General features: G+C 39.5%; 21 protein-coding genes. 2 read left to right on the top strand and 19 right to left on the bottom strand.

What is annotated here, in order from left to right:
* Positions 1 to 89: 89 nt before the first annotated feature.
* The 10 genes from citZ to V514_RS0107975 all read right to left on the bottom strand — a co-directional run bounded on the left by citZ (position 90) and on the right by V514_RS0107975 (position 13382).
* A complete protein-coding gene (gene citZ, locus V514_RS0107930) occupies positions 90 to 1205 on the bottom strand; it encodes a citrate synthase (RefSeq protein ID WP_029499446.1) in 1116 nt (371 codons plus the stop codon).
* Between the two features lie 448 nt (positions 1206 to 1653).
* Positions 1654 to 3411: a pyruvate kinase gene (gene pyk, locus V514_RS0107935; protein WP_029499448.1), complete on the bottom strand. Its 1758-nt coding sequence runs from the start codon at positions 3409 to 3411 to the stop codon at positions 1654 to 1656.
* A 20-nt stretch (positions 3412 to 3431) separates the two neighbouring features.
* Complete coding sequence (gene pfkA, locus V514_RS0107940) at positions 3432 to 4388, bottom strand: 6-phosphofructokinase (protein ID WP_029499449.1); 957 nt, start codon at positions 4386 to 4388, stop codon at positions 3432 to 3434.
* 174 nt (positions 4389 to 4562) lie between these two features.
* The gene (gene accA / locus V514_RS0107945; protein WP_029499450.1) at positions 4563 to 5519 is read right to left on the bottom strand and encodes an acetyl-CoA carboxylase carboxyl transferase subunit alpha; all 957 of its coding nucleotides are present in this window, start codon (positions 5517 to 5519) and stop codon (positions 4563 to 4565) included.
* Entirely contained in the window at positions 5512 to 6375 is an 864-nt protein-coding gene (accD, locus tag V514_RS0107950; RefSeq protein WP_029499451.1) for an acetyl-CoA carboxylase, carboxyltransferase subunit beta, read from the bottom strand. Before accD ends, accA begins: the two co-directional genes overlap by 8 nt.
* Before the next feature lie 3 nt (positions 6376 to 6378).
* Complete coding sequence (locus tag V514_RS0107955) at positions 6379 to 7023, bottom strand: FadR/GntR family transcriptional regulator (protein ID WP_029499452.1); 645 nt, start codon at positions 7021 to 7023, stop codon at positions 6379 to 6381.
* A 127-nt stretch (positions 7024 to 7150) separates the two neighbouring features.
* On the bottom strand, positions 7151 to 10228 hold the full coding sequence (gene dnaE, locus V514_RS0107960; RefSeq protein ID WP_029499453.1) for a DNA polymerase III subunit alpha: 3078 nt from the start codon (positions 10226 to 10228) through the stop codon (positions 7151 to 7153).
* Positions 10229 to 10253: 25 nt separating this feature from the next.
* Complete coding sequence (locus V514_RS0107965; protein ID WP_029499455.1) at positions 10254 to 11177, bottom strand: DHH family phosphoesterase; 924 nt, start codon at positions 11175 to 11177, stop codon at positions 10254 to 10256.
* Positions 11178 to 11284: 107 nt separating this feature from the next.
* On the bottom strand, positions 11285 to 12595 hold the full coding sequence (locus V514_RS0107970; protein WP_029499456.1) for a DRTGG domain-containing protein: 1311 nt from the start codon (positions 12593 to 12595) through the stop codon (positions 11285 to 11287).
* A 106-nt stretch (positions 12596 to 12701) separates the two neighbouring features.
* The gene (locus V514_RS0107975; protein ID WP_029499457.1) at positions 12702 to 13382 is read right to left on the bottom strand and encodes a metal-dependent hydrolase; all 681 of its coding nucleotides are present in this window, start codon (positions 13380 to 13382) and stop codon (positions 12702 to 12704) included.
* A gap of 215 nt (positions 13383 to 13597) precedes the next feature.
* Between V514_RS0107975 and V514_RS0107980 the strand changes: the two genes are divergently transcribed.
* A complete protein-coding gene (locus tag V514_RS0107980) occupies positions 13598 to 14680 on the top strand; it encodes a M24 family metallopeptidase (protein ID WP_035944502.1) in 1083 nt (360 codons plus the stop codon).
* A gap of 56 nt (positions 14681 to 14736) precedes the next feature.
* Here V514_RS0107980 and ald read toward each other — a convergent pair whose 3' ends face one another.
* Complete coding sequence (ald, locus tag V514_RS0107985; RefSeq protein WP_029499459.1) at positions 14737 to 15855, bottom strand: alanine dehydrogenase; 1119 nt, start codon at positions 15853 to 15855, stop codon at positions 14737 to 14739.
* Positions 15856 to 16147: 292 nt separating this feature from the next.
* Between ald and V514_RS0107990 the strand changes: the two genes are divergently transcribed.
* The gene (locus V514_RS0107990) at positions 16148 to 16597 is read left to right on the top strand and encodes a universal stress protein (RefSeq protein WP_029499460.1); all 450 of its coding nucleotides are present in this window, start codon (positions 16148 to 16150) and stop codon (positions 16595 to 16597) included.
* A gap of 53 nt (positions 16598 to 16650) precedes the next feature.
* Here the strand turns inward: V514_RS0107990 and V514_RS0107995 are convergent, their stop codons facing one another.
* The 8 genes from V514_RS0107995 to V514_RS0108030 all read right to left on the bottom strand — a co-directional run bounded on the left by V514_RS0107995 (position 16651) and on the right by V514_RS0108030 (position 24934).
* Positions 16651 to 17589 carry a class I SAM-dependent methyltransferase gene (locus tag V514_RS0107995; RefSeq protein WP_029499461.1) on the bottom strand — a complete coding sequence of 313 codons (939 nt, stop codon included), beginning with the start codon at positions 17587 to 17589 and terminating at the stop codon, positions 16651 to 16653.
* A gap of 87 nt (positions 17590 to 17676) precedes the next feature.
* Positions 17677 to 18177 carry a thiol peroxidase gene (tpx, locus tag V514_RS0108000; protein WP_029499462.1) on the bottom strand — a complete coding sequence of 167 codons (501 nt, stop codon included), beginning with the start codon at positions 18175 to 18177 and terminating at the stop codon, positions 17677 to 17679.
* Positions 18178 to 18214: 37 nt separating this feature from the next.
* Positions 18215 to 18733: an RDD family protein gene (locus V514_RS0108005; RefSeq protein WP_029499463.1), complete on the bottom strand. Its 519-nt coding sequence runs from the start codon at positions 18731 to 18733 to the stop codon at positions 18215 to 18217.
* 11 nt (positions 18734 to 18744) lie between these two features.
* Positions 18745 to 19764, bottom strand: a complete 1020-nt coding sequence (gene sppA, locus V514_RS0108010) for a signal peptide peptidase SppA (protein WP_029499536.1) — start codon at positions 19762 to 19764, stop codon at positions 18745 to 18747.
* A gap of 18 nt (positions 19765 to 19782) precedes the next feature.
* On the bottom strand, positions 19783 to 20676 hold the full coding sequence (gene rarD / locus V514_RS18910) for an EamA family transporter RarD (RefSeq protein WP_035944369.1): 894 nt from the start codon (positions 20674 to 20676) through the stop codon (positions 19783 to 19785).
* Between the two features lie 118 nt (positions 20677 to 20794).
* Positions 20795 to 22366, bottom strand: a complete 1572-nt coding sequence (mbcS, locus tag V514_RS0108020) for an acyl-CoA synthetase MbcS (protein ID WP_029499464.1) — start codon at positions 22364 to 22366, stop codon at positions 20795 to 20797.
* A gap of 218 nt (positions 22367 to 22584) precedes the next feature.
* Positions 22585 to 23790 (bottom strand): tRNA uracil 4-sulfurtransferase ThiI, encoded by a 1206-nt coding sequence (gene thiI / locus V514_RS0108025; protein ID WP_029499465.1) that lies wholly within the window; start codon positions 23788 to 23790, stop codon positions 22585 to 22587.
* A complete protein-coding gene (locus V514_RS0108030; protein WP_029499466.1) occupies positions 23777 to 24934 on the bottom strand; it encodes a cysteine desulfurase family protein in 1158 nt (385 codons plus the stop codon). The genes thiI and V514_RS0108030 overlap by 14 nt, the downstream gene beginning before the upstream one ends.
* Positions 24935 to 25023: the final 89 nt, after the last annotated feature.

Below are 25023 nucleotides of genomic sequence, written 5' to 3' on the forward strand. Positions count from 1 at the left end.
CCAATAAGGAGCAAGCCCACTGACTATTACATTATATCATACAGTCCGAGTTGAAGCATTTCGCTTTTGCGCGAAAATTCGCTTAGTTATTAGCGTTCTTCAACTGGAACGTACTTTTGTAAACCAGGTCCTACGTACTCAGCACGTGGACGGATTAAACGGTTGTTTGCATATTGTTCTAAAATATGTGCAGACCAACCAGCTGTACGTGATACAGCAAATACAGGTGTGAATAAGTCATGTTCGATTTCTAATGAATCGTAAACTGATGCTGAGAAGAAGTCAACATTTGCAGGTAAATGTTTTTGTTCCCAAATCATATCATGGATTTTCACTGACATATCGTAAAGTTCTGGTTTACCAGTTAATTTAGTAAGTTTTTCAGACATTTTACGTAAGTGTGGTGCACGAGGGTCGCCAGAACGGTATACGCGGTGACCGAAGCCCATGATTTTTTCTTTGTTATCTAATTTATTTTGGATATAAGACTCAACGTTGTCTAATGAACCAATTTCAGATAACATTTTCATAACTTGTTCGTTAGCGCCGCCGTGTAAAGGACCTTTTAATGCGCCGATAGCTGCAGTGATACCAGAGTAGATATCAGATAATGTAGCTACACATACACGAGCAGTGAATGTTGATGCATTTAATTCATGGTCAGCGTGAAGAACTAAAGCTTTGTTGAATGCTTCGATTTCGATTGCTTCTGGCTCTGTGCCTTTTAGCATATATAAGAAGTTAGCTGCATAGCTAAGGTCTTTTTTAGGTGCAATTGGTTCTTGACCATTACGCACGCGAGCGAACGTAGTTACAACTGTACCGATTTTCGCTTGTAAACGAACTGCTTTACGGTAGTTTGCTTCAGTTTCCATAACGTCTGCTTCAGCGTCGAATGTTCCTAACATTGAAATCGCTGTACGTAGAGCTGCCATTGGATGCACTTGGTCAAGTGGCATAGACTTGAATAAATCAACGATTGCAGCTGGAATTTCCATATCTTCTGCTAATTGTTGTTTTAATTCTGCTAATTCTTGTGCATTTGGAAGGCGAGTGTTCCAAAGTAAGAATACCACTTCTTCAAATGATGCATTTTCAGCTAAATCGTCGATGCTATAACCTACATAAGTTAATTTATCATCAATGATTGAACTTACTTTTGTTTCTGCTGCTACGATACCTTCTAAACCTTTTGTTGATGCCATAGTAATATCGCTCCTATTCATATCATAAGTATTTGTAATAAGTGTACCCACTTATTACCCCAAAAAAATTATATGATTCTATAAGTAAATCGCTTACATGAATTATTATAATCAATTTTGACGGCTTTGTGAATTAAAACTAAGCATTTTATGGATTTGACGTTTTTAATAGAAAAATGCGTTTTTTTCTAGAGAAATCGGTATATTTTTAGTTGGATATATAATGATAAATAGTATTAAATTGGTATTTTTTGAAATAAAAAGTTACTTTTCGCATGTTTTAGCGACCACTCTACAGCGTATCTATAAATGTTTTTTTATGCTGTTATAAACATTATTGTTGCTCGATTCATCCGATTTTTACTAGTCGTTATACATGTAAAAATAACAAAAAAAAGCGAATAGCTCACATCGAGCCATTCGCTTTTTCATTATAATAAAATCGTTGTTATAGAATACTAGAATACCCTTTGTAAATAACGCCTGAAGTCGCATCCATTGAAATCTCTTGACCCTGTTCAATAACAGTTGTTGCATTTTTCACACCAACGATAACCGGGATTCCTAACGATAAACCAACGACTGCTGCGTGCGATGTTAAACCGCCCTCTTCAGTAATTAAACCCGCGCATTTTTCAACTGCTGGCATCATTTCACGATCTGAACCAATCGTTACTAAAATACGACCTGTTGCATCTTGCGCCAATGCTTCTTGTGCATTTTTTACAACGAGTGCTTTCCCATTCGTTGCAGCGCGACCGATGCCTTGACCTTTTGTCAATTTATCGCCAATCATATGCACTTTCATTAAGTTTGTCGTACCCGCTTCACCAACAGGGACACCCGCTGTAATTACGACTAAGTCACCATATTTTACAACTTCGCTATCAAGCGATTTTTGCACTGCAAGCTCGAGCACTTCATCGGTAGATGTTACTTTTGGTGCTGTTAACGGTTGTACGCCCCATACAAGTGTTAGTTGGCGGCTTGTAATATCTGATGATGTAACAGCGACAACAGGTACTCCAGGGCGATATTTAGCAATAGCGCGTGCTGTTGCGCCACTTTCAGTTGGTGCTAAAATTGCTGACACTTGTAAGTTTAATGATGTATATGCTACAGATTGGGCAATGGCTTCTGTCATTGTTGCACCATTTTGCTTGCTGCGTGCACGGACAATTTCTTTATGATTTAATGTGTCTTCAATACGTGAGGCAATTTTATGCATCGTTTGCACAGACTCAACAGGATATAAGCCGGCTGCCGTTTCACCGGATAACATAATCGCATCTGTACCATCTAAAATCGCGTTTGCAACATCACTTGCCTCAGCGCGTGTTGGACGTGGGTTACGTTGCATTGAATCGAGCATTTGTGTTGCTGTAATAACCGGTTTACCTGATTTATTACATTTATTAATTAAACTTTTTTGAACAACTGGTACTTCTTCAGCAGGAATTTCAACGCCAAGGTCCCCACGTGCAACCATCAAACCATCTGAAACTTTTAAGATGCCATCGATATTATCAACGCCCTCTTGATTTTCGATTTTTGGAATGATACGAATATGTGCATCGTGACGTTCTAATAATTCACGGATTTCTAAAACATCTGATGGGCGTCGAACAAATGATGCGGCGATAAAATCCACGCCTTGTTTGATACCAAACTCGATATCTGCAGCATCCTTTTCTGTAATTCCTGGTAGTTGTACAGAAACACCTGGTACGTTGACACCTTTTTTATTTTTTAAAGTGCCCGCATTTTCAACGGTTGTATGAATTAACCCGTTGGCACTATCAATACCTGTAACATGTAATTCTACTAAACCATCATCTAGAAGAATGATTGAACCTTCTTGCACATCTTCAATTAATTTTTCATAAGTGATTGAGAATACTTCCGTAGTACCAAGCACTTCTGTCATTGAAATGTCGATTGTTTGACCTGTTACAAGCTCAATCGCATCATTTTCCATATTATGTGTACGAATTTCCGGACCTTTTGTATCTAATAAAATACCGACAATTTTGCCCGTTTCTTTTGCTGCATGGCGAATTGCTTCAATGCGTACAGCGTGTTCTTCATGTGAACCATGTGAAAAGTTTAAACGTGCAACATTCATACCTGATTCGATTAATTTTACTAACGTTTCATGTGATTCACTTGCTGGACCGATTGTACATACAATTTTCGTTTTTCTCATTCGTTGAACACTCCCGTAAGTTAGATGGATAATTCTTTTGATAATTTAAACATATCTTCGTCTAAATGATGTTCTGTTTCAAATACTTCTCTCAATTCATAGTCTACCACCGCTTGATTACGAATACCAACGGCGCGACCTCCTATGTCCTTCATTAATAATTCAACTGCATGCGCACCCATCATACTTGCTAACACGCGGTCGCGCGCTGTTGGTGAGCCTCCACGTTGAATATGTCCCAATACAGATACGCGTGTATCAATTCCTTTTTCAAGTAACAGCTTTTGTAGTTCTTGCCCTGACATAACACCTTCTGCTACAACAATAATACTATGTCGCTTTCCACGCTCTTTACCGCGTTGCAAACGTTCAATCATCGTATCAATATTTGTCGTAACTTCGGGTACAAGAATGGTTTCTGCACCGCCAGCCAATCCTGCCCACAATGCGATATCACCAGCATCGCGTCCCATGACCTCAATAATAAATGTACGATCATGCGACGTTGCCGTATCACGAATTTTATCAATTGATTCAATAACCGTATTCAATGCCGTATCAAAACCAATCGTATAATCCGTACCACGAATATCATTATCAATCGTTCCTGGCACACCTATTGCTGGGAAGCCTTTTTCACTCAACGATAGTGCCCCGCGATAAGAACCGTCGCCCCCAATGACAACAAGCCCTTCAATTCCTTGTGCACGCATACGTTCAATCGCTTGTAGCTGTGACTCATGTTCTTTAAATTCTACACATCGCGCTGAATGAAGCATCGTGCCACCGCGTTGGATAATATCACCTACATCGCCGAGTTTAAGTGGTTTAAACTCTCCTTCCATCAATCCTTGGTAACCTTGGTAGACACCATACACTTCCATATCATGATAGATTGCTTTACGCACGACTGCACGTACCGCAGCATTCATACCTGGTGAATCGCCACCACTCGTTAAAACACCAATCTTTTTCATAGGATGACCTCCTGATAGTCAGTTAAAACAAAGATGGGCTGAACATAGCTTATGCTATGATTCAGCCTAATCATTCATCGAGATAATTCGAGCTTATACGAGAAATATCTCGTATGAGGTCTAACATCTCTCTCTATGTTCTATCATACCGATTTCTTATCAGTTTGGAAATAATTATTGTGTAAAAATACCGATTTCACGATATTTTTTATATCGATCTTCAATTAATTCGTCTTTAGAAAGCGCTAACAGCTCTGTTAAAGACTTTTCAAGCGTTTCTTTTACAAACTCGGCCTGCTGTTCAGGGTCCTTTTGCGCGCCACCTAATACTTCTGGAATAATTTCATCAATGACATACATGTCTTTTAAATCGGGCGCGGTAATACGCATTGCTTCCGCTGCTTGTTGTGCTTTCGCTCCGTCGCGCCATAAAATAGACGCTGCGCCTTCTGGTGAAATAACCGAAAATGTTGAGTTTGTTAACATATGCAAACGATTGGCGACACCTAATGCTAGTGCACCACCGCTTCCACCTTCACCGATGACAACACTAATTACCGGCACTGTTAAACCGGCCATTTCTACTAAATTGCGTGCAATGGCTTCACTTTGACCACGCATCTCTGCTTGACTACCAGGGTAGGCGCCCTTCGTATCAATAAAACAAATTACCGGACGATTAAATTTCTCGGCTTGTTTCATCAAGCGAAGCGCTTTGCGGTAACCTTCTGGATGTGGCATACCAAAGTTGCGGCGCACATTTTCTTTAGTATCACGACCGCGCTGATGGCCAATAATTGTCACCGGTACACCATTTAGCGATGCAATCCCACTAACGATTGCCGCATCATCACCAAATTGACGGTCACCATGCAATTCGATGAAATCATCAAAAATAAATTCCACATACTCAAGCGTTGTTGGACGATCCGCCATACGCGCTACTTGTACACGGTCCCAAGGCTTCAAGTTTGTATAAATATTTTTTTCAAGGACGCTAAAGCGCTGTTCTAATTGTTCAATTTCTTCACTGAAATCAAGTGATTCATTTGTTGTTAAGTTTTTCAATTCATCAATTTTTGCGCGTAGCTCAATTAATGGTTTTTCAAATGCTAGTGGTTGCTTAGCCATGATGTGCTGCCCCTTTCGTATGTAACTTCACGAGTGTGCTTAGCGTTTGGCGCATATTTCTACGCTCAATAATCGCATCTAGCTGACCATGTTCTAATAAAAATTCAGCTGTTTGGAAATCCTCCGGTAATTTTTCACGTACCGTTTGTTCAATAACACGACGACCCGCAAAACCAATTAATGCTTGTGGCTCTGCTAAATTAATATCACCTACAGAGGCAAAGCTTGCTGATACCCCGCCCGTCGTTGGATGTGTCATCACAGAAATAAATAAATAGCCTTTATCCGCATGACGTTTCAATGCAACGCTCGTTTTTGCCATTTGCATTAATGACAAGACCCCCTCTTGCATACGTGCGCCACCACTTGCTGTGAAAATAATAAACGGTACGCCAAGTTCGGTCGCTCTCTCTACGGCACGCGTAATTTTCTCCCCTACAACTGATCCCATCGATCCCATGCGAAAATGAGCATCCATCACAGCAACTACTACTGTCTTACCATCTAACTGACCTTCACCTGTCACAACTGCTTCGGTTAAACCTGTTTTTTCTTGGTCGGCTTTTACCTTTTCAAGATACCCTGGAAAAGCTAATGGATTTGCTGATTGTAATGCAGCATCTAATTCCACAAACGAGCCTTCATCTAATGTAATAGCTAAGCGATCTTGCGCATGCATTTTATGATGATAGCCACAACGGTCGCATACCCCAAATGCTTCCGTAAAGTCCACCTTACGCATCACATGATGACAATCTTCACAGTTTAATAAATCTTCCGTTAAACGCGCATCATCATGTGGCATAGCGAAATGCTTTTTCTTTTTACCTTTTTTAAAAATCTCTCGAATATTCATAATCTATCGCTCCTTCGCTAATGTATCTACCCATTCTTCGTACGCTTCAAGCGCTAAAGTAGGTTGACCCATTCGTAAATTGCTTAAAAATCGCTCTAAATGAACTTTTTCGTTCGCCGTCGATACACCTTTGTACGGACGAAGTGCATATTGATTCAGCAATAGCCAAATTTTATAAACAAGACGGTTATTGGTCGCAACAATCATTTCGCGAATAATATCTTCGCGCATGACACTTTGACCTTCGATAACATTATGTAACAGACTTTCCCACACAGGGAGTTTGCACAGCGCATCATCCAGCGCCACTTCACAAATAGCATCGCGCTCTAAAATGCGCTGCGTTGCAAACACATGGCCGCTTTCTGCTTCATCAGGCAAAATAAATTGCGCAAGTACTTCGACGAGCTGATGATTACGATAATCCGCTAAATACGTGCCACCGCCATGCTTTGTTTGAATTAAGCCAAGCAATTCCATACTACGAAGCGCTTCACGAACCGACGAACGCCCCACGCCTAGTCGTTCCGCTAACATGCGCTCCGAAGGTAATTTACCTCCCGGCTTAATACCCTCTTCTTGAATAATTCCTTTTAAGTCATTCACTGTCTCAATAAACACTTTTGATTTTGATTGATTTTCCGTCATCCCGATCTCTCCTTAGCCATTAGCTAACAAAAGTGGTCTGACCACTTTTCATTAGCATACAGAAAAATATTCCATTCGTAAAGAAAAAACTGTGCTATTCGCACAGTTTTTAGTACCTGCTATTAGTTTAACTTTCTAAAATACGCTCAATTTGTTTAATGATGAGCTGATTCTTTCCATTACGTTGCTCAATTTTCCCACGTACAATCACGCTCATCTCCTCATCAAGCCATGACATTACTGCCGCATAATCGCGTGGGAACAACGTTGAAGAAATACTACCTTCTTCATCTTCTAATTGTAAAAAGGCCATTGGTTCTCCTTTTTTTGTGCGAATTTGTTTTTTACTTTGGATAAATGCTACAAGCTGAACATGAGATTCTGCGCGCGTTTGTTCAATCTCTTTCGTCGTTACACTATCAATTGCCAGCTGTTTCTTTAACTCCATAATAGGATGTGGTGATAAATAAAAACCGAGCACTTCTTTCTCATATGTCAGCTTTTCTTTGTCAGTCATCGGCTCTACTTTAGCATATTTTGGCGTCCCAAATAGCGCGACATCTTGAAAATCATCGCCTTCACCTGCTAAATCCGATTGTAACGTTGCTTGCGCGATAGCCCCTTTTATTGAAGCAAGCAGCACAGCGCGATCTTTCGCAAACTCATCTAATGCCCCTGCCTTAATTAATGGCTCTAAAGCGTTTTCTTTAAATTGCTTCGCAGGAAAATCCGCAGCCATCTCATACAAGTTTTTCCATGTAGCATGACCATTTTTTTGCAAATGCTTCAACTCTTCTAAGAAGGTATTCGGCACGCCGCGAATCATACCAAGCGCATAGCGAACAGCACCATGTTCAACGCGAAATCCTTTACTACTCTTCGTAATCGAAGGTGGTAACAGTTCAATTTCTTGCGCTTTCATCTCTTGCATAAAGGCAGCTGTTTTCTCTTTATCTCCGAGCACAGATGACAATAAAGCAGCATAAAAATACGGAGCAAAGTTCGCCTTTAAGTACGCCATCTGATACGTGATTACACTATATGCAGCAGAGTGTGATTTCGGGAAACCATAGTCCGCAAAACGAACAATCAAATCATAAACATCGTTAGCAACACGCTCATCAAACCCTTGTTTTAACGCACCAGCTACAAAGTGTGTGCGTTCTTGGTCGAGTGTAGCACGTTTTTTCTTGCTGACAGCACGACGCAATAGATCGGCCTCGCCCATTGTAAAGCCGGCAAAGCGACTCGCAATTTGCAAAATTTGCTCTTGATAAACAATAACGCCGTATGTTTCGGCTAAAATTGGGCGTAGCACTTCATGCGGCATGTCGACCGTTTCCAAGCCATGTTTTCGTCGTGCATACACTGAAATAAATTCCATTGGACCCGGACGATACAGGGCATTAATCGCAATAATATCAGTAAATTGCGTTGGTGCAATCTCGCGCAACGCCTCACGCATACCAGCTGACTCTAGTTGGAATACGCCTAATGTATCCCCTCGGCGTAATAAGTCGAACGTTTTCGCATCATGAAATGGTATTTTTTCAAACTTTAATGTTTTACCGATATCCGCAAAAATCATATTGCGAATCATTTCTAATGTCGTTAAATTGCGCAAGCCTAAAAAATCCATTTTTAATAAGCCAACTTGTTCTACTTCTTGCATCGGCCATTGCGTTAAATACAAACCTTCATGACCTTTTTCAATTGGCACAATGTCAACTAGCGGCTCTGGTGATAACACAACACCAGCCGCATGCGTAGAAGCATTTCTTGGTAAGCCTTCTAATCGCAGCGCAACCGCGACAATTTCGTCATGCTTTGAACTACGCGTACGCCACGCCGTAAGACCACCTTGCGCTAATGCATCTTGCAATGTGGCGCCCGGTTTTGATGGTACAAGTGACGATAATTCTGTTAACTCTTCCATCGTTAAGCCAAACATTCGACCAACATCGCGCAAAACCGCTTTGGCAGACAGCGTCCCAAACGTAATAATTTGCGAGACATAGTTTGCGCCATACTTTTCAGCAACATATTGAATTACTTCTTGTCGACGGTGGTCCGCAAAATCGACATCAATATCTGGCAACGTAACACGTTCTGGATTTAAAAATCGTTCGAATAATAAGCCATACGCGAGCGGGTCTATATCAGTAATCCGCATCGCATACGCAACAAGTGAACTAGCAGAAGAGCCACGCCCTGGTCCGGTTAAAATATTACGCTTTCTAGCATAGTCAATATAATCGGCCACAATTAAAAAATAATCCGCATAACCCATTTTATTAATAATAGAAAGTTCATAGTTTAAGCGTTCTTCATACGCATGTTCAAGCTTTCCAAAGCGTTGTTCTAACCCTTTCTCGCATTGTATTCGCAATCTCTGTTCAGCTGTTTCATTTGCGGCCACCGGAAATTTTGGCATATGAAATGTTACTGCAGGTAATTCTGGCTCACATGACGCTAAAAAATCATACATTTGTTGTTGCCAAATCGGGCGGTCCATAAACCATGTTTTTAGTTGTTCAGCAGTTGGAACATACTGATGCTTTACCGCTGGCGCTAGTTCTTGTCGTTCAGCCAATTTTTGCCCGCTGTCAATCGCCTGAGCAATATCGAAAGCTACGACATCTTCCGGTTCCATGAATGTACTACAATGTGTTGCTCCAATTGGTAAATTCAAATTGCTACACAATTCTTCGTAATAACTTTCTTCCGGTGATGAGACACCACCTGGTCGTGCGATACCTGCTATACAATCTTCTAACCATAGCGCTTTTAATGTAGCAAGGTCTTCTTTTGGGTCCCCTAGCCACGTTCCATCACATAATGGAATCATAGCCTTCAATCCTGCTTGATACCCCTCTAACCATTTTAATGGAATATCACCATGCTCACGCAATGAACTAGCAGATGATAACTTTAATAACTGCGCATACCCTTGTACGTCTTTCGCATAGACAATGAGTTGCCTTCTATGATGTGACACTGTTACATGGAGCGTTAAACCTAATATAGGTGACAGACCTGCTTTTTTTAACGCATGCCAAAAAGGCAGCACACCATAAAGCTTTGAATTGGTGATTGCTGCCAATTGAACATGTTGCTGTGTCATTTTTTGTGTCAATTCATCGATACGAATCGTACTTTGTAACATATCTGCAGCCGTAACTATTTGTGTATAGACGACATTCATCGTATCAACCTCTTTTCTTTTACTACTACTCACATACTGCTTCAATTGCTTGAATTACATCAGCCGCTTCCGCCCAATCATAAATCGTCGCACCCGCCGCAACTGGATGACCGCCACCCCGGAACTGCTTGGCAATCGTGTTAATGACCGGTCCTTTTGAGCGTAAACGTACGCGGATTTGGTCTTCTTCTTCGACGAACATAGCCCATGCTACAATCCCTTTTGCATTCCCCAATGATGGCACAAGATTATTCGTTTCCTCAACTGTCACGTCAAATTGCTTTAATACGTCCTTTGTTAATTTAATGTAGCCTGCACCATTTTTGTTCATTGAGAAATTTTGATAAATATAGCCTTGCAGTTGTAAAACATTACATGATACTTCATACATGCCATTAAACAATGTCGAACGGTCAAAATCGTATTCGATTAATTCTGCTACGGTACCAAATGTTACTTCTGTTGTACTTGGATATTGGAAACGACCTGTATCTCCAACAATCCCTGCAAATAAATAACGTGCTGATTCTGCTGTTAACGTCCAAGATGCTGTTTTTGCTAAATCAAAAATCATTTCCGAACAAGAACTTGCTGCTGTATTGACCCAGCGCATATCGCCGTATTGATCATCATTTGGATGGTGATCAATTTTAATCAAGTAGGCTCCTGTCGTATAGCGCTTATCATCCACGCGATCGGTATTGGCCGTATCCGTAACAATTACTAATGCACCTTCATACGTCACATCCTCTACGCCTGTAGGTTTACCTAAATAATCAAGCGGTGCGCTATGTAAGCCTGTTGTATAAATTTCTTTATGTGGATAGTTTGTACGTAATAATGATGCTAGACCAAGCTGTGAACCGTAGGCGTCCTCATCCGGGCGTACATGACGGTGAACAATAATCGTATCATACTGTTCAATTTTTCTAATAATCTCTTGCTTCATATAAAGTCATCTCCTAAACACTCATTTCCTTTTATTTTAAAGGAAATTGTTGTTATTAAAAAGTAGGCAACCTCGATAAAATCGAAATTGCCTACTTTTCTTATTATTTATCGCTCTAATAATTGGAACGTAATCATTGCTTTCGCTACGAGTACATCATCTGAAAATGCTTCAAAGTCCATTTTTACAACTTTACGGCTCAAGTTTAAAATACGAGGCACAACACGCACTTGTTTTTCCATTTGAACAGGCTTCATAAAGTAAATCGTCATATTTTCAACGATACTTTCACCACGCTTCGTTTTTTTCAACGCTTGCGCTCCTGCTTCAACTAATAACGTTGTAAAGGCCCCATTTGAAATGGCGCCAAACTGATTCGTCATTTGTGGCGTCACCGTAAAATCAACGACCGTATCCATGAAATCGTCGGACATTTGGATTTCATTTTTCACTAAATCATCAATTGTCTCACCATGTTGCGGTTGACGTTGCGCCATTTGTAGCGCTTTCAAGACATCTTGACGACTAACAACACCTTGTAACACGCCATGCTCATCTGCAACTGGTAATAAATCAATGCCTTCCCAAATCATGCGGTGCCCAGCTGTTGCAACACTTGTTTTCATTGTCACCGTAATAGGGTTACGCGTCATTAAACGGTCAATTGATTCATTCTCCTGCTTGCCAATCACGTCTTTTGATGTCACAATCCCAACAATTTTTTGATGTTTATCAACAACAGGATATCCGCCATGCGTCGTTTTCGAATTTAATTCATTAAAATCTTCAACCGTCGCATTAACTTTTAAATAAGATGTATCTTGAATGGGCACGACAATATCTTCAATTAATAAAATTTCTTTTTTAATTAATTGGTCATAAATTGCACGGTTAATCATCGTCGCTACGGTAAACGTATCATAGCTTGACGAAATAATCGGTAACTCTAACTCATCCGCTAATAATTTCGTACTTTCAGATGCATCAAAGCCTCCTGTAATTAATACAGCTGCTCCAGCCTTCAGTGCTGCTTCATGCGTATCGCTACGGTTTCCGACAATCAATAAGCTACCGGCGTCCGTATAGCGCATCATATCATCCATTTTCATGGCACCAATAACAAATTTCGTTAATGTTTTGTGTAGCCCACTCTTACCACCAAGCACTTGTCCATCAACGATGTTAACGATTTCTGCCATCGTCAAACGTTCAATGTTTTCTTTTTTCTTCTTTTCAATACGAATCGTTCCTACACGTTCAATCGTACTAACAAGTCTTCTATTTTCTGCCTCTTTAATCGCGCGATATGCTGTTCCTTCACTCACAGCCATATCTTTTGCAATTTGGCGTACCGAAATCTTGTCGCCTACTGGTAGAGATTCGATGTACTGAATAATTTTCTCATGTTTTGTAACCAAAAAAATCACCTAATTTCCAACGTCTTTCTACCTTTCAGTGTACCATAACTTCATAGTGTTCATGTAGTTTTGGCGCCGAAAAAGCTGTAATTCCGCTGATTTTCTGTTATAGTTCAACTTCATCTCCAGCTGAAAGCACTTTCACTTCTGCGGAATGAACTAAGTCCACAAAATCTTGAGGATTCTGTTTAATATACGGGAATGTGTTGTAATGAATCGGTACAACTGTTTTTGGCTTTAAAAACTCTACCGCTGTTGCTGCATCTTCAGGACCCATTGTAAAGTTATCGCCAATTGGTAAAAAAGCAACATCGATTGGATGACGTTCGCCAATTAACTTCATATCGCTAAATAAAGCCGTATCTCCCGCATGATAAATCGTTGTTCCTTCGATAATTAATAAAATACCTGCTGGCATTCCTGTGTAGACAATTTGATTGTCTGCCGTTGTATACGATGAGCCATGAAATGCCTGTGTTAGTTTTACTTTTCCAAAATCAAATTGTGCAGAGCCGCCGATATGTAGCGGATGGGTTTTTAATCCTTGCCATGACAAAAATGTGCACAATTCATCGGCCGCAATAATGAGTGAATCATTCGCCTTCGCAATCTCTACAGTATCGCCTACATGATCATTATGGCCATGCGATAAAATAATGACATCCGGTTTTTGGTCTGCCACTTGTAAGTCTGTTAACCCATTCCCATTAATAAATGGGTCAATTAAAATCGTTTTGCCGGCTGTCTCAATTTTCACAACGGAATGTCCATGATAAGTTACTTTCATTTTTTCTCCTCCTACAACTTTTTTTAATAGCATCATTACTATATTTAATTCGTTGTCGTTATCCATTGTTCCTTTTTTTTGATACACTGTATAGTGAGCATTTTGTATATAACATAAAAGGTCTGAACAAAACGGTCCTTTTACTTTATACCCATTATGTGTGAGAACAACTCAATTTTCGTAAGGAGGGTTTTTCATTGGCTACTAAAGTAGAAATGATTCAAACTTATTTAAAAGAACAAAATATCGATGCAGCATTCATCACAACACCTGACAACGTATTTTATTTATCAGGATTTAAAAGCGATCCACACGAACGTTTATTAGGGATCATGGTCTTTAAAGATGCAGATCCATTTATGATTTGCCCTAAAATGGAAGTACCTGACGCATTAGCAGCTGGCTGGGCTTTTAAAGCCGTTGGTCATGACGATAAAGAAAATGCGTGGGAAATTTTAAAAAATACAACAGCGCAATACGCGACTGTTCAAACTTTAGCAATTGAGAAATCACACGTAACTGTAGAACGTTTAGAATTATTAGAAGGTATTTTTTCTGGCGTAGCAATTAGCGGATTAGATACTAAAATCGCCGCTATGCGTCTTGTTAAATCTGAAGATGAACTTCAAAAAATGCGTGAAGCTGCTAAATTAGCAGACTATGCCATTCAAGTCGGTTGCGACGAATTAGCAGAAGGTAAAACAGAAATCGAAGTTTTATCTGCAATTGAAGCGGCTATCTTGAAAAAAGGTTACTACATGTCGTTTGACACAATGGTCTTAACAGGTCTTAATGCAGCATCTCCACATGGCACACCAGGCAATACAAAAATTCAAAAAGGCGATTTAGTGTTATTTGATTTAGGTGTTATCTATGAAGGTTACTGCTCAGATATTACACGTACAGTCGCATTTGGTGAGCCACGTAACGATGAGCAACGCGCAATTTATGAAGCGGTTCGTGCATCAAACGAAGCCGCAATCAATGCCGTTAAACCAGGTGTTCGCGCAATGGACTTAGATAAAACGTCTCGCGATGTTATTGAAAATGCTGGTTACGGCGAATATTACACGCACCGTATGGGCCATGGTTTAGGTATTAGCGTACATGAAGAACCATCTATGCATGGCGCCAACGAAAAAGAAGTTGTAGAAGGTATGGTATTTACAATCGAACCTGGTATTTACAAAGGTGATGCAGCTGGCGTTCGTATTGAAGATGATGTCTATGTAACTGCAGATGGGGTTGATGTTTTAACTTCATTCCCAAAAGAATTACAAATCATCGAACCAAAATAATTTAAACTGCATAAAAAGAGGAGGAATCGCGTTTGGCGCAATTCCTCCTTTTTATGTTAATGATTTAACACAACATCTGCTGAAATGTAGTCATAGCCAAGCGCTTCTGCAACCGCTTCGAATGTTACATAACCATTCGCTACGTTTAAGCCTTTTTTTAAAGCTTCATTATCAAGCAATGCCTGTTCATATCCTTTATTCGCAATTTGTACTGCATATGGAATCGTATCATTCGTTAACGCGATTGTTGACGTACGAGGTACAGCACCTGGCATATTTGCCACAGCATAATGCACGACACCATGCTTCACATACGTTGGGTCATCATGTGTTGTCACTCGGTCTGTTGTCGCAAAAATGCCACCTTGGTCAATCGCAATATCGACGATTACTGAGCCTGGCGTCATTGCTTGAATCATTTCTTCTGACACAAGCGTAGGTGCTTTTGCACCTGGAATCAATACCGCACCAACAACTAAATCCGCTTGAGCTACCGATTGTGCAATATTAAATGGATTAGACATCAATGTTTGCACAGCGCTACCAAAAATTATATCTAACTCGCGTAAACGAGCTGGATTAATATCTAAAATGGTTACTTGTGCGCCCATACCAATAGCAATCTTCGCAGCATTTTCGCCAGCTTGACCACCGCCAATAATCGTTACTTGCCCACGTTCAACACCTGGTACACCACTTAATAAAATCCCTTTTCCACCATGAATTTTTTCTAAATACTGAGCACCAATTTGCGTCGCCATACGGCCTGCCACTTCACTCATTGGTGTTAAAAGTGGCAACGAACCATCTGCTAATTGTACTGTTTCATACGCAATAGCTGTTACTTTACTTTCAATTAATGCTTTTGTTAACTCAGGTTCTGGAGCTAGATGTAGATACGTAAATAAAATTAATCCTTCGCTAAAGAAACCATATTCTTGTTCAATAGGCTCTTTTACTTTCATGACCATATCAACATTCCACGCTTCTGCTGCAGATTCGACAATACGTGCCCCTGCTGCTACATACTCTTCATCTGTAAATGCTGAACCAGCACCGGCAGTCGTTTCAACGACAATTTCATGTCCGAATGTTGTTAAGTGAACTACCCCAGCTGGCGTCATTGCCACACGATTTTCGTTGTTTTTAACTTCTTTAGGTACACCAATAATCATTTGCATCAAGCCTCCAATAACTTCTTTAGTAAACGCTTCCATAGTGGATAAGCTATTCCATTGTAACATGTAGGATTTTTTTGAAAAACCTTTTTAATCAACTATTTCAATATAATGGTTAAATTGATATTATCATTGAATTGATGCTAATACATTCCCTATTTACTATGTTGTAAAAACATTTTTATAAAAAAAGTTCAATATTCCTTCAAATATCTGTTAATTTTTGTTCTATCTTTTACAAAAGAAGATGTTATAATGTGGATATAACGTATTAGGGAGGAATTTAGTTATGGCAACTTATAACAATATCGTAGTAGCAGTCGATGGTTCAGATGAAGCAAAATATGCATTCCACAAAGCAGTTGAGGTAGCAAAACGTAATGATGCGACATTACATTTAGTAAACATCATTGATACACGTTCATTTGCTGCAATTGAAGCATACGACCGTTCAATTCAAGAACGTGCAAAAGAATTTGCTGAAGAAAAATTAAGCGAATACAAAGCTGAAGCAGAACAAGCTGGTGTTAAAGCTGAAGCTGTAATCGAATACGGTTCTCCAAAAACAATGATCACAAAAGAAATCTCTCAAAAAACTGAAGCAGATTTAATCATTTGTGGTGCAACTGGTCTTAACGCTGTAGAACGTTTCCTAATCGGTTCTGTATCAGCTAACATCGTACGCTCAGCAAAATGCGACGTATTAGTTGTTCGTACACCAAGCGAATTAGACGCTTAATATTTGCCTAAAGCTACAAAAAAAGAGGATGCCAGGAATGGCATCCTCTTTTTTTATTTTTCTTCGTCTTTTTTCCATTGACGTACACGAGTAAAAAATTGTTCTAACACCTGTGGATTAGATAAACTTGGTACTTTCGCTAGCAAAACATCTTTCACTGGTTTTTCGGTGTCCGATTTCTTTTGTACGACAAAAATACTTTTCGCCATTTGTTCTTTTTTAAACAGTGTCGTTGGTAATTGTATCACTGCTTGAATCCACGTATTTGTTTTAATATACGTAAACAACTGACGCGCTTGCTCCGATTCAAAAATGGTACTCGGTACTAAGAAAAATGCATAGCCGCCATCACGCAATTGATTGATGGATTTCTCAATGAATAAATGATGCGCATACGTCATGCCTTCTTCAGCATGAATGGCATAGTTAGCATTCGCATACTCTTCGTCTGGATAATAACCTACAGGTACATCACATACGACTGCGTCAACCGGATCAATCAACAATGGCATTAAAGTATTTTGATGATATAGCGCCACAGGTTGTTGCTGTAAATCTGCTGAAGCTGCTGCTAGTTGAATTAATAAATCATCAAGCTCTACACCAGCACCTGTAATTTGATCCCCAATTAAATTCATGACAGTTAATAATAAATTGCCTGTTCCGACTGCCGGATCTAGCATTGTAATGGTTTCTTTTTTCATCAATGATTCTTCGAAAAATTGCTCAACTAAATAACCTACTAACAACCCAAGTGAATCGGGTGTCATTTGATGATTCACTTGAGCACTTTCGCGCATACCTTTTAATAGAGCTAGCTGAATCCCTTTACGAATGTCATTGCGGTCCCATTCGCCTTCTGGTACGTGCTCGCCATCAAGCCAGCCATTTAATGCGACTAATACACCTTCTAAATAGGATACATTTTCAGCCTCTTGTACACTTCCTGCTGCACTATCAATAAACGTAAATAATTGTTCTATTTTTTCCATATTTAAGTAATTTCTCCTTTAAACGTGAAAAAGATGTCCTCATCTAAATGTAAGAGGACATCTCATTCAAAACGTCAGTAATAGCGATTAAAGTGCTTTTAATGCTTCTAGCGCTTTATCGTAATCTGGGTGGTTTGTACCTTCAGATACATATTCCGCATATGTCACTTCGCTAGCTTCGTTAATTACGAAAATTGAGCGAGCTAGTAAGCGGTGTTCTTTCATGTGTACGCCATATGCATCACCAAATGATACTGCATAGTGATCTGATAATGTTTCAACATTTTCAACGCCTGCATTACCGCACCAACGTTTTTGAGCGAATGGTAAGTCTACAGAAACCGTTAAAACTTTATAACCTTCTCCTAGTTCACTAGCTGCTTCGTTAAATTTGCGTGTTTGTTGGTCACAAACACCCGTGTCTAATGAAGGTACTACGCTAATTAATAATTTGTTACCTGCGTAAGCTGCTAATGTTTTTTCTGCACGCGCATTATCAAGCACTTTAAAATCAGGTGCTTTGTCGCCTACTTTCACTTCTTGTCCAACTAGAGTGACTGGGTTATTACCAAATGTTACTTGTACCATGTTCACAACGCCTCCTAAATGATCTATCCCAATTTTACTAAACTTGACCTTCACCTTGCAACTCTTTTACTTCAGGAAGCGGTGGAAGTTGTTGCTTTTTCACCACTTCAAACGTATTTTCCTGCACAACATGCGTATCTGCTAAATAATCATGAATCGCTTTATGCTGTGGTGTGATTGCGACAATAACATACAGCAATTGAATTGTTGCTGAAATATAGCGACCAAACCATTCGCGTACAAGCACAGTCGTCCATGATAATGGTGCTCCATAATCGCTTACAACTTGCAAACCAAAAATCATTTTCCCTAATGTTTGTCCTAGTAATTTCGTCATCAAAACAAAATAAAGATAAAATGCTAATCCAGCAACGATGTTTTCTAAACTAAATACCCATACCGTTACGTCATCGAGTCCTGTTAGGCGAAATAAATTGTGCACGATCAACAGCTTTAATACAGCCCAAATCAACAAGACATCAACCGTATAGGCACATAGGCGAATCCAAAAACCGGCCGCTTTTGCTTCATACGTTGTATCGTAAGTTTGCTCCATGATTCGCCCTCCTACTCTTCACCATATAAGTACATCATACGCGGTGCACTATTGTAGTTTGCTAATAGTTTACCGATAATTTGTGCATCTGCAGAACCAGAGAAAATGGCGCCTGCTTTTGTTGCAAACATCGATGTCCAGTCAGTCGTCGTATCATATTCAAACACTTGTGCACCGTTTAAATTATAATCTTTTTTCATTGCAGCGATTGCGTCTTCTTCATAGCCTAATTCATCAACTAAGCCTACTTTTTTAGCTTGGGAACCGCTATAAATACGACCGTCTGCTAATTTTTTAACTTCTGCTTTTGGCATATCGCGGCCATCAACAATCACATTTAAAAACCGATTATACGATTCATTAATCATGTCTTGTAAAATTTTGCGCTCATCCTTCGTCATTTCACGAGAGCCACTCATAATATCTTTATAAGGACCCGTTTTAATTGTTTCAAATTCAATACCATATTTTTCAGCTAGTTTTGAATAATTCACACCTTGCATAATGACACCAATCGAACCGGTCATCGTTTCTTCATCAGCAAAAATTTTATCTGCTGGCGCTGAAATATAATAACCTCCTGAAGCAGCCATTGAACCCATCGATGCATAAACTGGAATTTTACGGTCTTTTTGAATCTCTTTAATTGCCTCATAAATTTGCTTAGATTCTACAACGCCACCACCGGGAGAGTTGACACTTAAAATAATCCCTTTTACGCTTTCATCTTCTTTAACAGCTTCAAGTTGCTTTAAAAATGCTTGATGATTATACGCTTCAGATGATAAGAATGATGATGACTCTCCCGTATCTTGAATCGTGCCATTTACTGTTAATACCGCAATACGCGATGTTGGATTACCTGCTGTTGTTGTTGTTTCAGCTAATGCTCCATCGGTCGTATCACTAACGAGCGATGTTACTTGCTCGCTAAAATTTTGTGACATAAGTGATGTCATCGCTGTAATACCTGTTGAAGCGACAAATAAGAAAATCGCGATTCCTACTGCCCACCAACGCTTTGCATTCATAATGTAAACCCCTTTCAATTAATGATGCTTCCGTACCTCTACAATCGTTGATACCGAGAAAATAATTAGTGCAATCCAAATAAAACCGAATGATATCATTTCCACCGGGCCAAATGTTTCACCATATACAAATACACCTAATAATAATGTCATTGTTGGCGCTACATATTGAATGAAGCCAACAAGATATAACGGTATTTTTTGTGCGCCTACTGCAAATAAAATAAGCGGAATCGCTGTTACAGCACCACCACCGATTAAGAGAACAGTTGTCTTTAAGTCTACCATACCAAAGGACATTTTTCCTTCGCTTGCTAAATACGCATAATATAGTAATGCAACTGGCACGACAAATGCTGTTTCAATGACTAACCCACGTGTCGCATCCAATTGAATGCGTTTTTTCAGCAAACCATAAAAACCAAATGATAGCGCTAAACCAAATGCTACATACGGAATTGTACCGTAATTAGCAATCATAATGACAACGCCAATTAACGCAATGACAACGCCTAAAATTTGCGCCTTTGCAAGACGTTCTTTTAAAAAGATAATGCCTAGTAAAATTGATATAATTGGATTTAAATAGTATCCAAGACTCGTTTCTAAAATATGATTGTTATTGACTGCCCAAATGTATAAAAACCAATTGAACGTCACTAAATATGCAGCGACGGCTAGCGTCCAAAACGTTTTTTGATGTTGCCATAATTCTTTGACATCACGTACAAGTTGATGCCCTTTTCGTAAAACAAAAACAAATAATAACGTGAGCATAAAACTCCAAATAACTCGACTTGCTAAAATTTCTGTGCTGTCTACATGCGTTAGCGCTTTCCAATACAGTGGAAATAACCCCCACAGTACATACGCAATAAACGCTGCAATCATCCCTTGTTTGTCATACTGCATTATTGCATCTCCTTTTTGAATTAATGCATTCATTATAGAGAGATTATTTCACAAAAGTAAATAGCAAAAAGCAGGTCCATGTGTGAGAGAACACGAACCTGCTTTCTAAGCATGCGATTTATTTTTGATATTCCGCTTCGCGCAATTCAATACGACGAATTTTTCCTGAAGCTGTTTTTGGCAGCTCCTCAATAAATTCAATGGCGCGAGGATATTTATATGGTGCTGTATGCTCTTTAACGAAGCTTTGTAATTCTTTAATAAACGCTGGATCTTCCCGACGACTTGCATCTTTTAACACCACAAATGCTTTTACAATCGACCCACGTAACTCATGCGGACTTGCGACAACAGCGCACTCTGCAATTGCAGGGTGTTTCACAAGTGCATCTTCGACTTCGAATGGCCCAATTGTATAGCCGGAACTAATGATAATGTCATCGCGGCGCCCTTCAAACCAAAAATAACCATCATCGTCTTTACGTGCACGGTCGCCTGTAATATAGTATTCGCCAATATATTGTTGTGCCGTACGCTCTGGGTCTTCAAAATATTCTTTGAATAAAGCTGGCGTCGTTTTATGCACTGCAATATTCCCAACAACACCCGGTAAGCAAGGTTCGCCATCTTCATTAATAATTTCGACAATATTTCCTGGCGTTGGGCGTCCCATTGAACCTGGGCGCGGCTCCATTCCAAGCATTGTACCAACAAGTAACGTATTTTCTGTTTGGCCATAGCCATCGCGCACAAGAATATTAAATTCGCGCTTAAATGTATCGACTACTTCAACATTTAACGGTTCCCCTGCAGATACGGCACTTTTTAAATTGCTTAAATCATAATCATGTAGATTCTCAATTTTTGACATAATACGATATTCTGTAGGCGTGCAGCACAATGCTTCCACCTTATAATCTTGTAACAGCTGTAAGTATTTATGCGCTTCAAAATGTCCATTGTAAATAAAACCAATCGCTCCTGTACCGAGCACAGATAAAAACGGACTCCAAATCCACTTTTGCCAACCCGGACTCGCCGTTGCCCAAACAATGCGACCTTCTTCTGCTCCTAGCCATGCACGCGATGCAGTTCGTAAATGAGCATAAGCCCATGAATGCGTATGAACAGCTGCTTTAGGGTTTCCAGTTGTTCCGCTTGTGTATGACAAGAATACGGTGTCGTTGCTATTCGTTTCAACCACGTCAAATGTTTCACTAAAATTATCAGCAATCGTTGAAAGATTCATCCAACCATCGGCTTCGCCAATCGTGAATTTTTTAACACCTTCTACGTGTGCAGCATGTTCAAATTCATCAACAAGCGGCGCATATGCGACAACTGCTTTTGCGCGGCTATGTGTAATTCGATAATCAATGTCTTTTGCACGTAACATTTCTGAGCTTGGAATCACAATAATACCTACTTGAATAGCTGCTAAGTAAATTGTGTATGCCTGAATAAGACGTGGTACCATAACAAGCATGACGTCACCCTTTTGTAACCCTTGTGCTTGTAATGCGTGCGATACTTTATTTGCACGTTTCATCAAATCGTCATATGAAATTTGATTTTTGTTACCCGCTTCATCTTCGTAAATTAGTGCTGTACGGTTTTCCCCAGTTGCAAATCGACGAATTTCCTCCGCTAAATTATAGCGTTGTGGTGCGATAAGATCTTTTTGTTCCATATGAACTCCCCCTAAATAATAACTCGATTCGTTTATCAATTAACCACATACTAACACTAAACATTAGTACCTTGTACTAACATTTGTCATATAAAAATCGTTGGAATTTTTATACAATTCTATTTTACATCTATTTTCTCGAAAAAGGAATATTTTTCTGTTTAAAACACAAAAAATCCATAAAATAAATTTTATGGATTCCGAAAAAAGTTTTACTTTTATAATAAATCGTCAAAATCGCTTACAACTTCTTTCTTAGGGAAAACGTGGACTTCTCGATTGCGCACAGCTTTTGCGATCATTTCATCAAAGTCTGTAAAGCTTTCGTAGTATTCCATTTTATCAACGCGCGGTTTTGTTTTTGGATTCGCTGGTGTAAACACTGTACAGCAATCTTCAAATGGAATAATAGACGTTTCATAAGTGCCAATTTTTTGTGCAATATCAATGATTTCTAACTTATCGTACGTAATTAACGGGCGTAAAATTGGCGTCGTTGTCACGGCATTGATTGCAGCTAAACTGTCTAATGTTTGAGAAGCTACTTGTCCTAAATTCTCGCCTGTAACAAGCGCCTTACATTTCGTTTCTTCACGCACAAGGTCCGCTACTTGCATCATTAAACGACGAGTGGTTGTCATCGATACATTTTTAGGAACTGCTTGCTGAATCGTTTGTTGAATTTCCGTAAATGGGATAACATGCAAACGAATTTTACCGCTAAACTTACTAACGATTTGGCATAGTTCTTTTACTTTACCAAGCGATTGATCACTTGTGAACGGAGGGCTAAAGAAATGAATTGCTTCAACGGTTACGCCACGTTTCATCATTAAGTATGCAGCGACCGGGCTATCGATACCTCCTGATAATAATAACAATGCTTTGCCATTTGAACCTACTGGTAAACCAGCAGAACCAGCAATGACATCAACCATCATATACGTCGCATCTTCGCGCACTTCTACGCGCAATTCAATGTCTGGATTTTTCATTTCAACTGTCATTCCTGGCAATTCCGTTAACACATGGCTAGCAATGACACGATTTAATTCATATGTTTCTAATTCGAATTTTTTGTACGAACGTTTTACATTTACTTTGAATGACTTACCTTCATAATCTAAACCTGAAACGATTTCTTTCCCAAGTGCTTTCATTGCTTCTAAATCTGTTGCACATTCTGCCACCGGGCTAAATGATTGAATACCAAAAACATCGGGTAAACGTTCAATCAATGCATTCATCTCATCATCAGACGGACTGCTAATGTACATACGGTCACGTTCTAAACGAAGTTTCATGCCCTCTAAATCTTTAAATGTACTTTTTAAATTATCGCGTAGGCGATTAATAAATTGATTACGGTTACGCCCTTTCGTCGTAATTTCACCGTAACGTACTAAAATCTCATGCCATTTCATGGGTTTTAATCTCTCCTCTTACTTGTTTCACAACATTTGAAAATGCCTCTTTAAATTGTTCAATATCTCCATCTGTTACACCTTCACCAAAGCTCATACGAATGACGCCACGCGCAAATTCATCTGGAACACCGACCGCTTGTACAACATGACTAATCTGAGTATCTTTCGAATGACAAGCGCTCGATGTTGAAACAATTACACCTTGACGTTGCATCGCATTTACAATGACTTCGCCTTTAATACCGCGAATTGAGCACGATACAATATGCGGCGCCCCGTTATTTGACGACAACACATAAACATCGTCCATGCGCTCTAAAAAGGCATGGATGTCATTGCGCCACTTTGTATAGCGCTGCACATTCACTGTGCGATGTTGCTCGGCTAAACGCGCTGCTTTTGCGATTGCGACGTCTTGTGGTACAGCTACCGTACCGCTACGCAAGCCCATTTCTTGGCCACCACCATGGATAATCGGCTCAATCGTTGTACGCTTGCGCAATGCTGCAATACCAGTACCCTTTAAACCATTAATTTTATGCCCAGAAATTGATAAGGCATCTGGACCTAACTCATCATTAAAATGAATCGGTAATTTTCCAAAACTTTGTACAGCATCTACATGATAAAATGCACGGCTACGTTCACGGACAATTTTTGCGATTTCTTCAATTGGCTGAATAGCACCCATTTCATTATTCACATGCATAATACTTACGATTACTGTATCTTTCATCAGCTTCTCTTTTAAGTCGTCTAAATCAATAACACCCTGTTTGTCTACATGGATGTAGTCAACATGAAATCCCTCTTTTTCTAGCGCACGAGCTGTTTCTAAAACAGATGCATGCTCGATACTTGAAACAAGTATATGTTTGCCGCGGTGTGTATTAGCACGCGCAATTCCTTTAATTAAGAAATTATTTGATTCCGAGCCACCTGATGTGAAAACAACATGCTCGGGTTCTGTATGAATAAGTCCTGCTACTTGCTCACGAGAACGATTCAGTAAATGATTTACATCAACGCCCATTTCATGAAGTGATGCAGGATTGGCATAATAGCGTTCATTTGCTTGTACAAATGCTTTCATAACATCAGCGTTTGGCTTTGTTGTTGCACTGTGATCAAGATAAATCATTGTGTCAATTCCTTCCTTCTAACAAAAACATATGTCTTTTGCTAAGTACATATTATATAACAAAAAATCTGCTTTAACAGGAATTTAAA

The organism is Kurthia huakuii LAM0618 (assembly GCF_000505545.1).
In the GTDB taxonomy this organism is placed as follows: Bacteria; Bacillota; Bacilli; order Bacillales_A; family Planococcaceae; genus Kurthia; species Kurthia huakuii.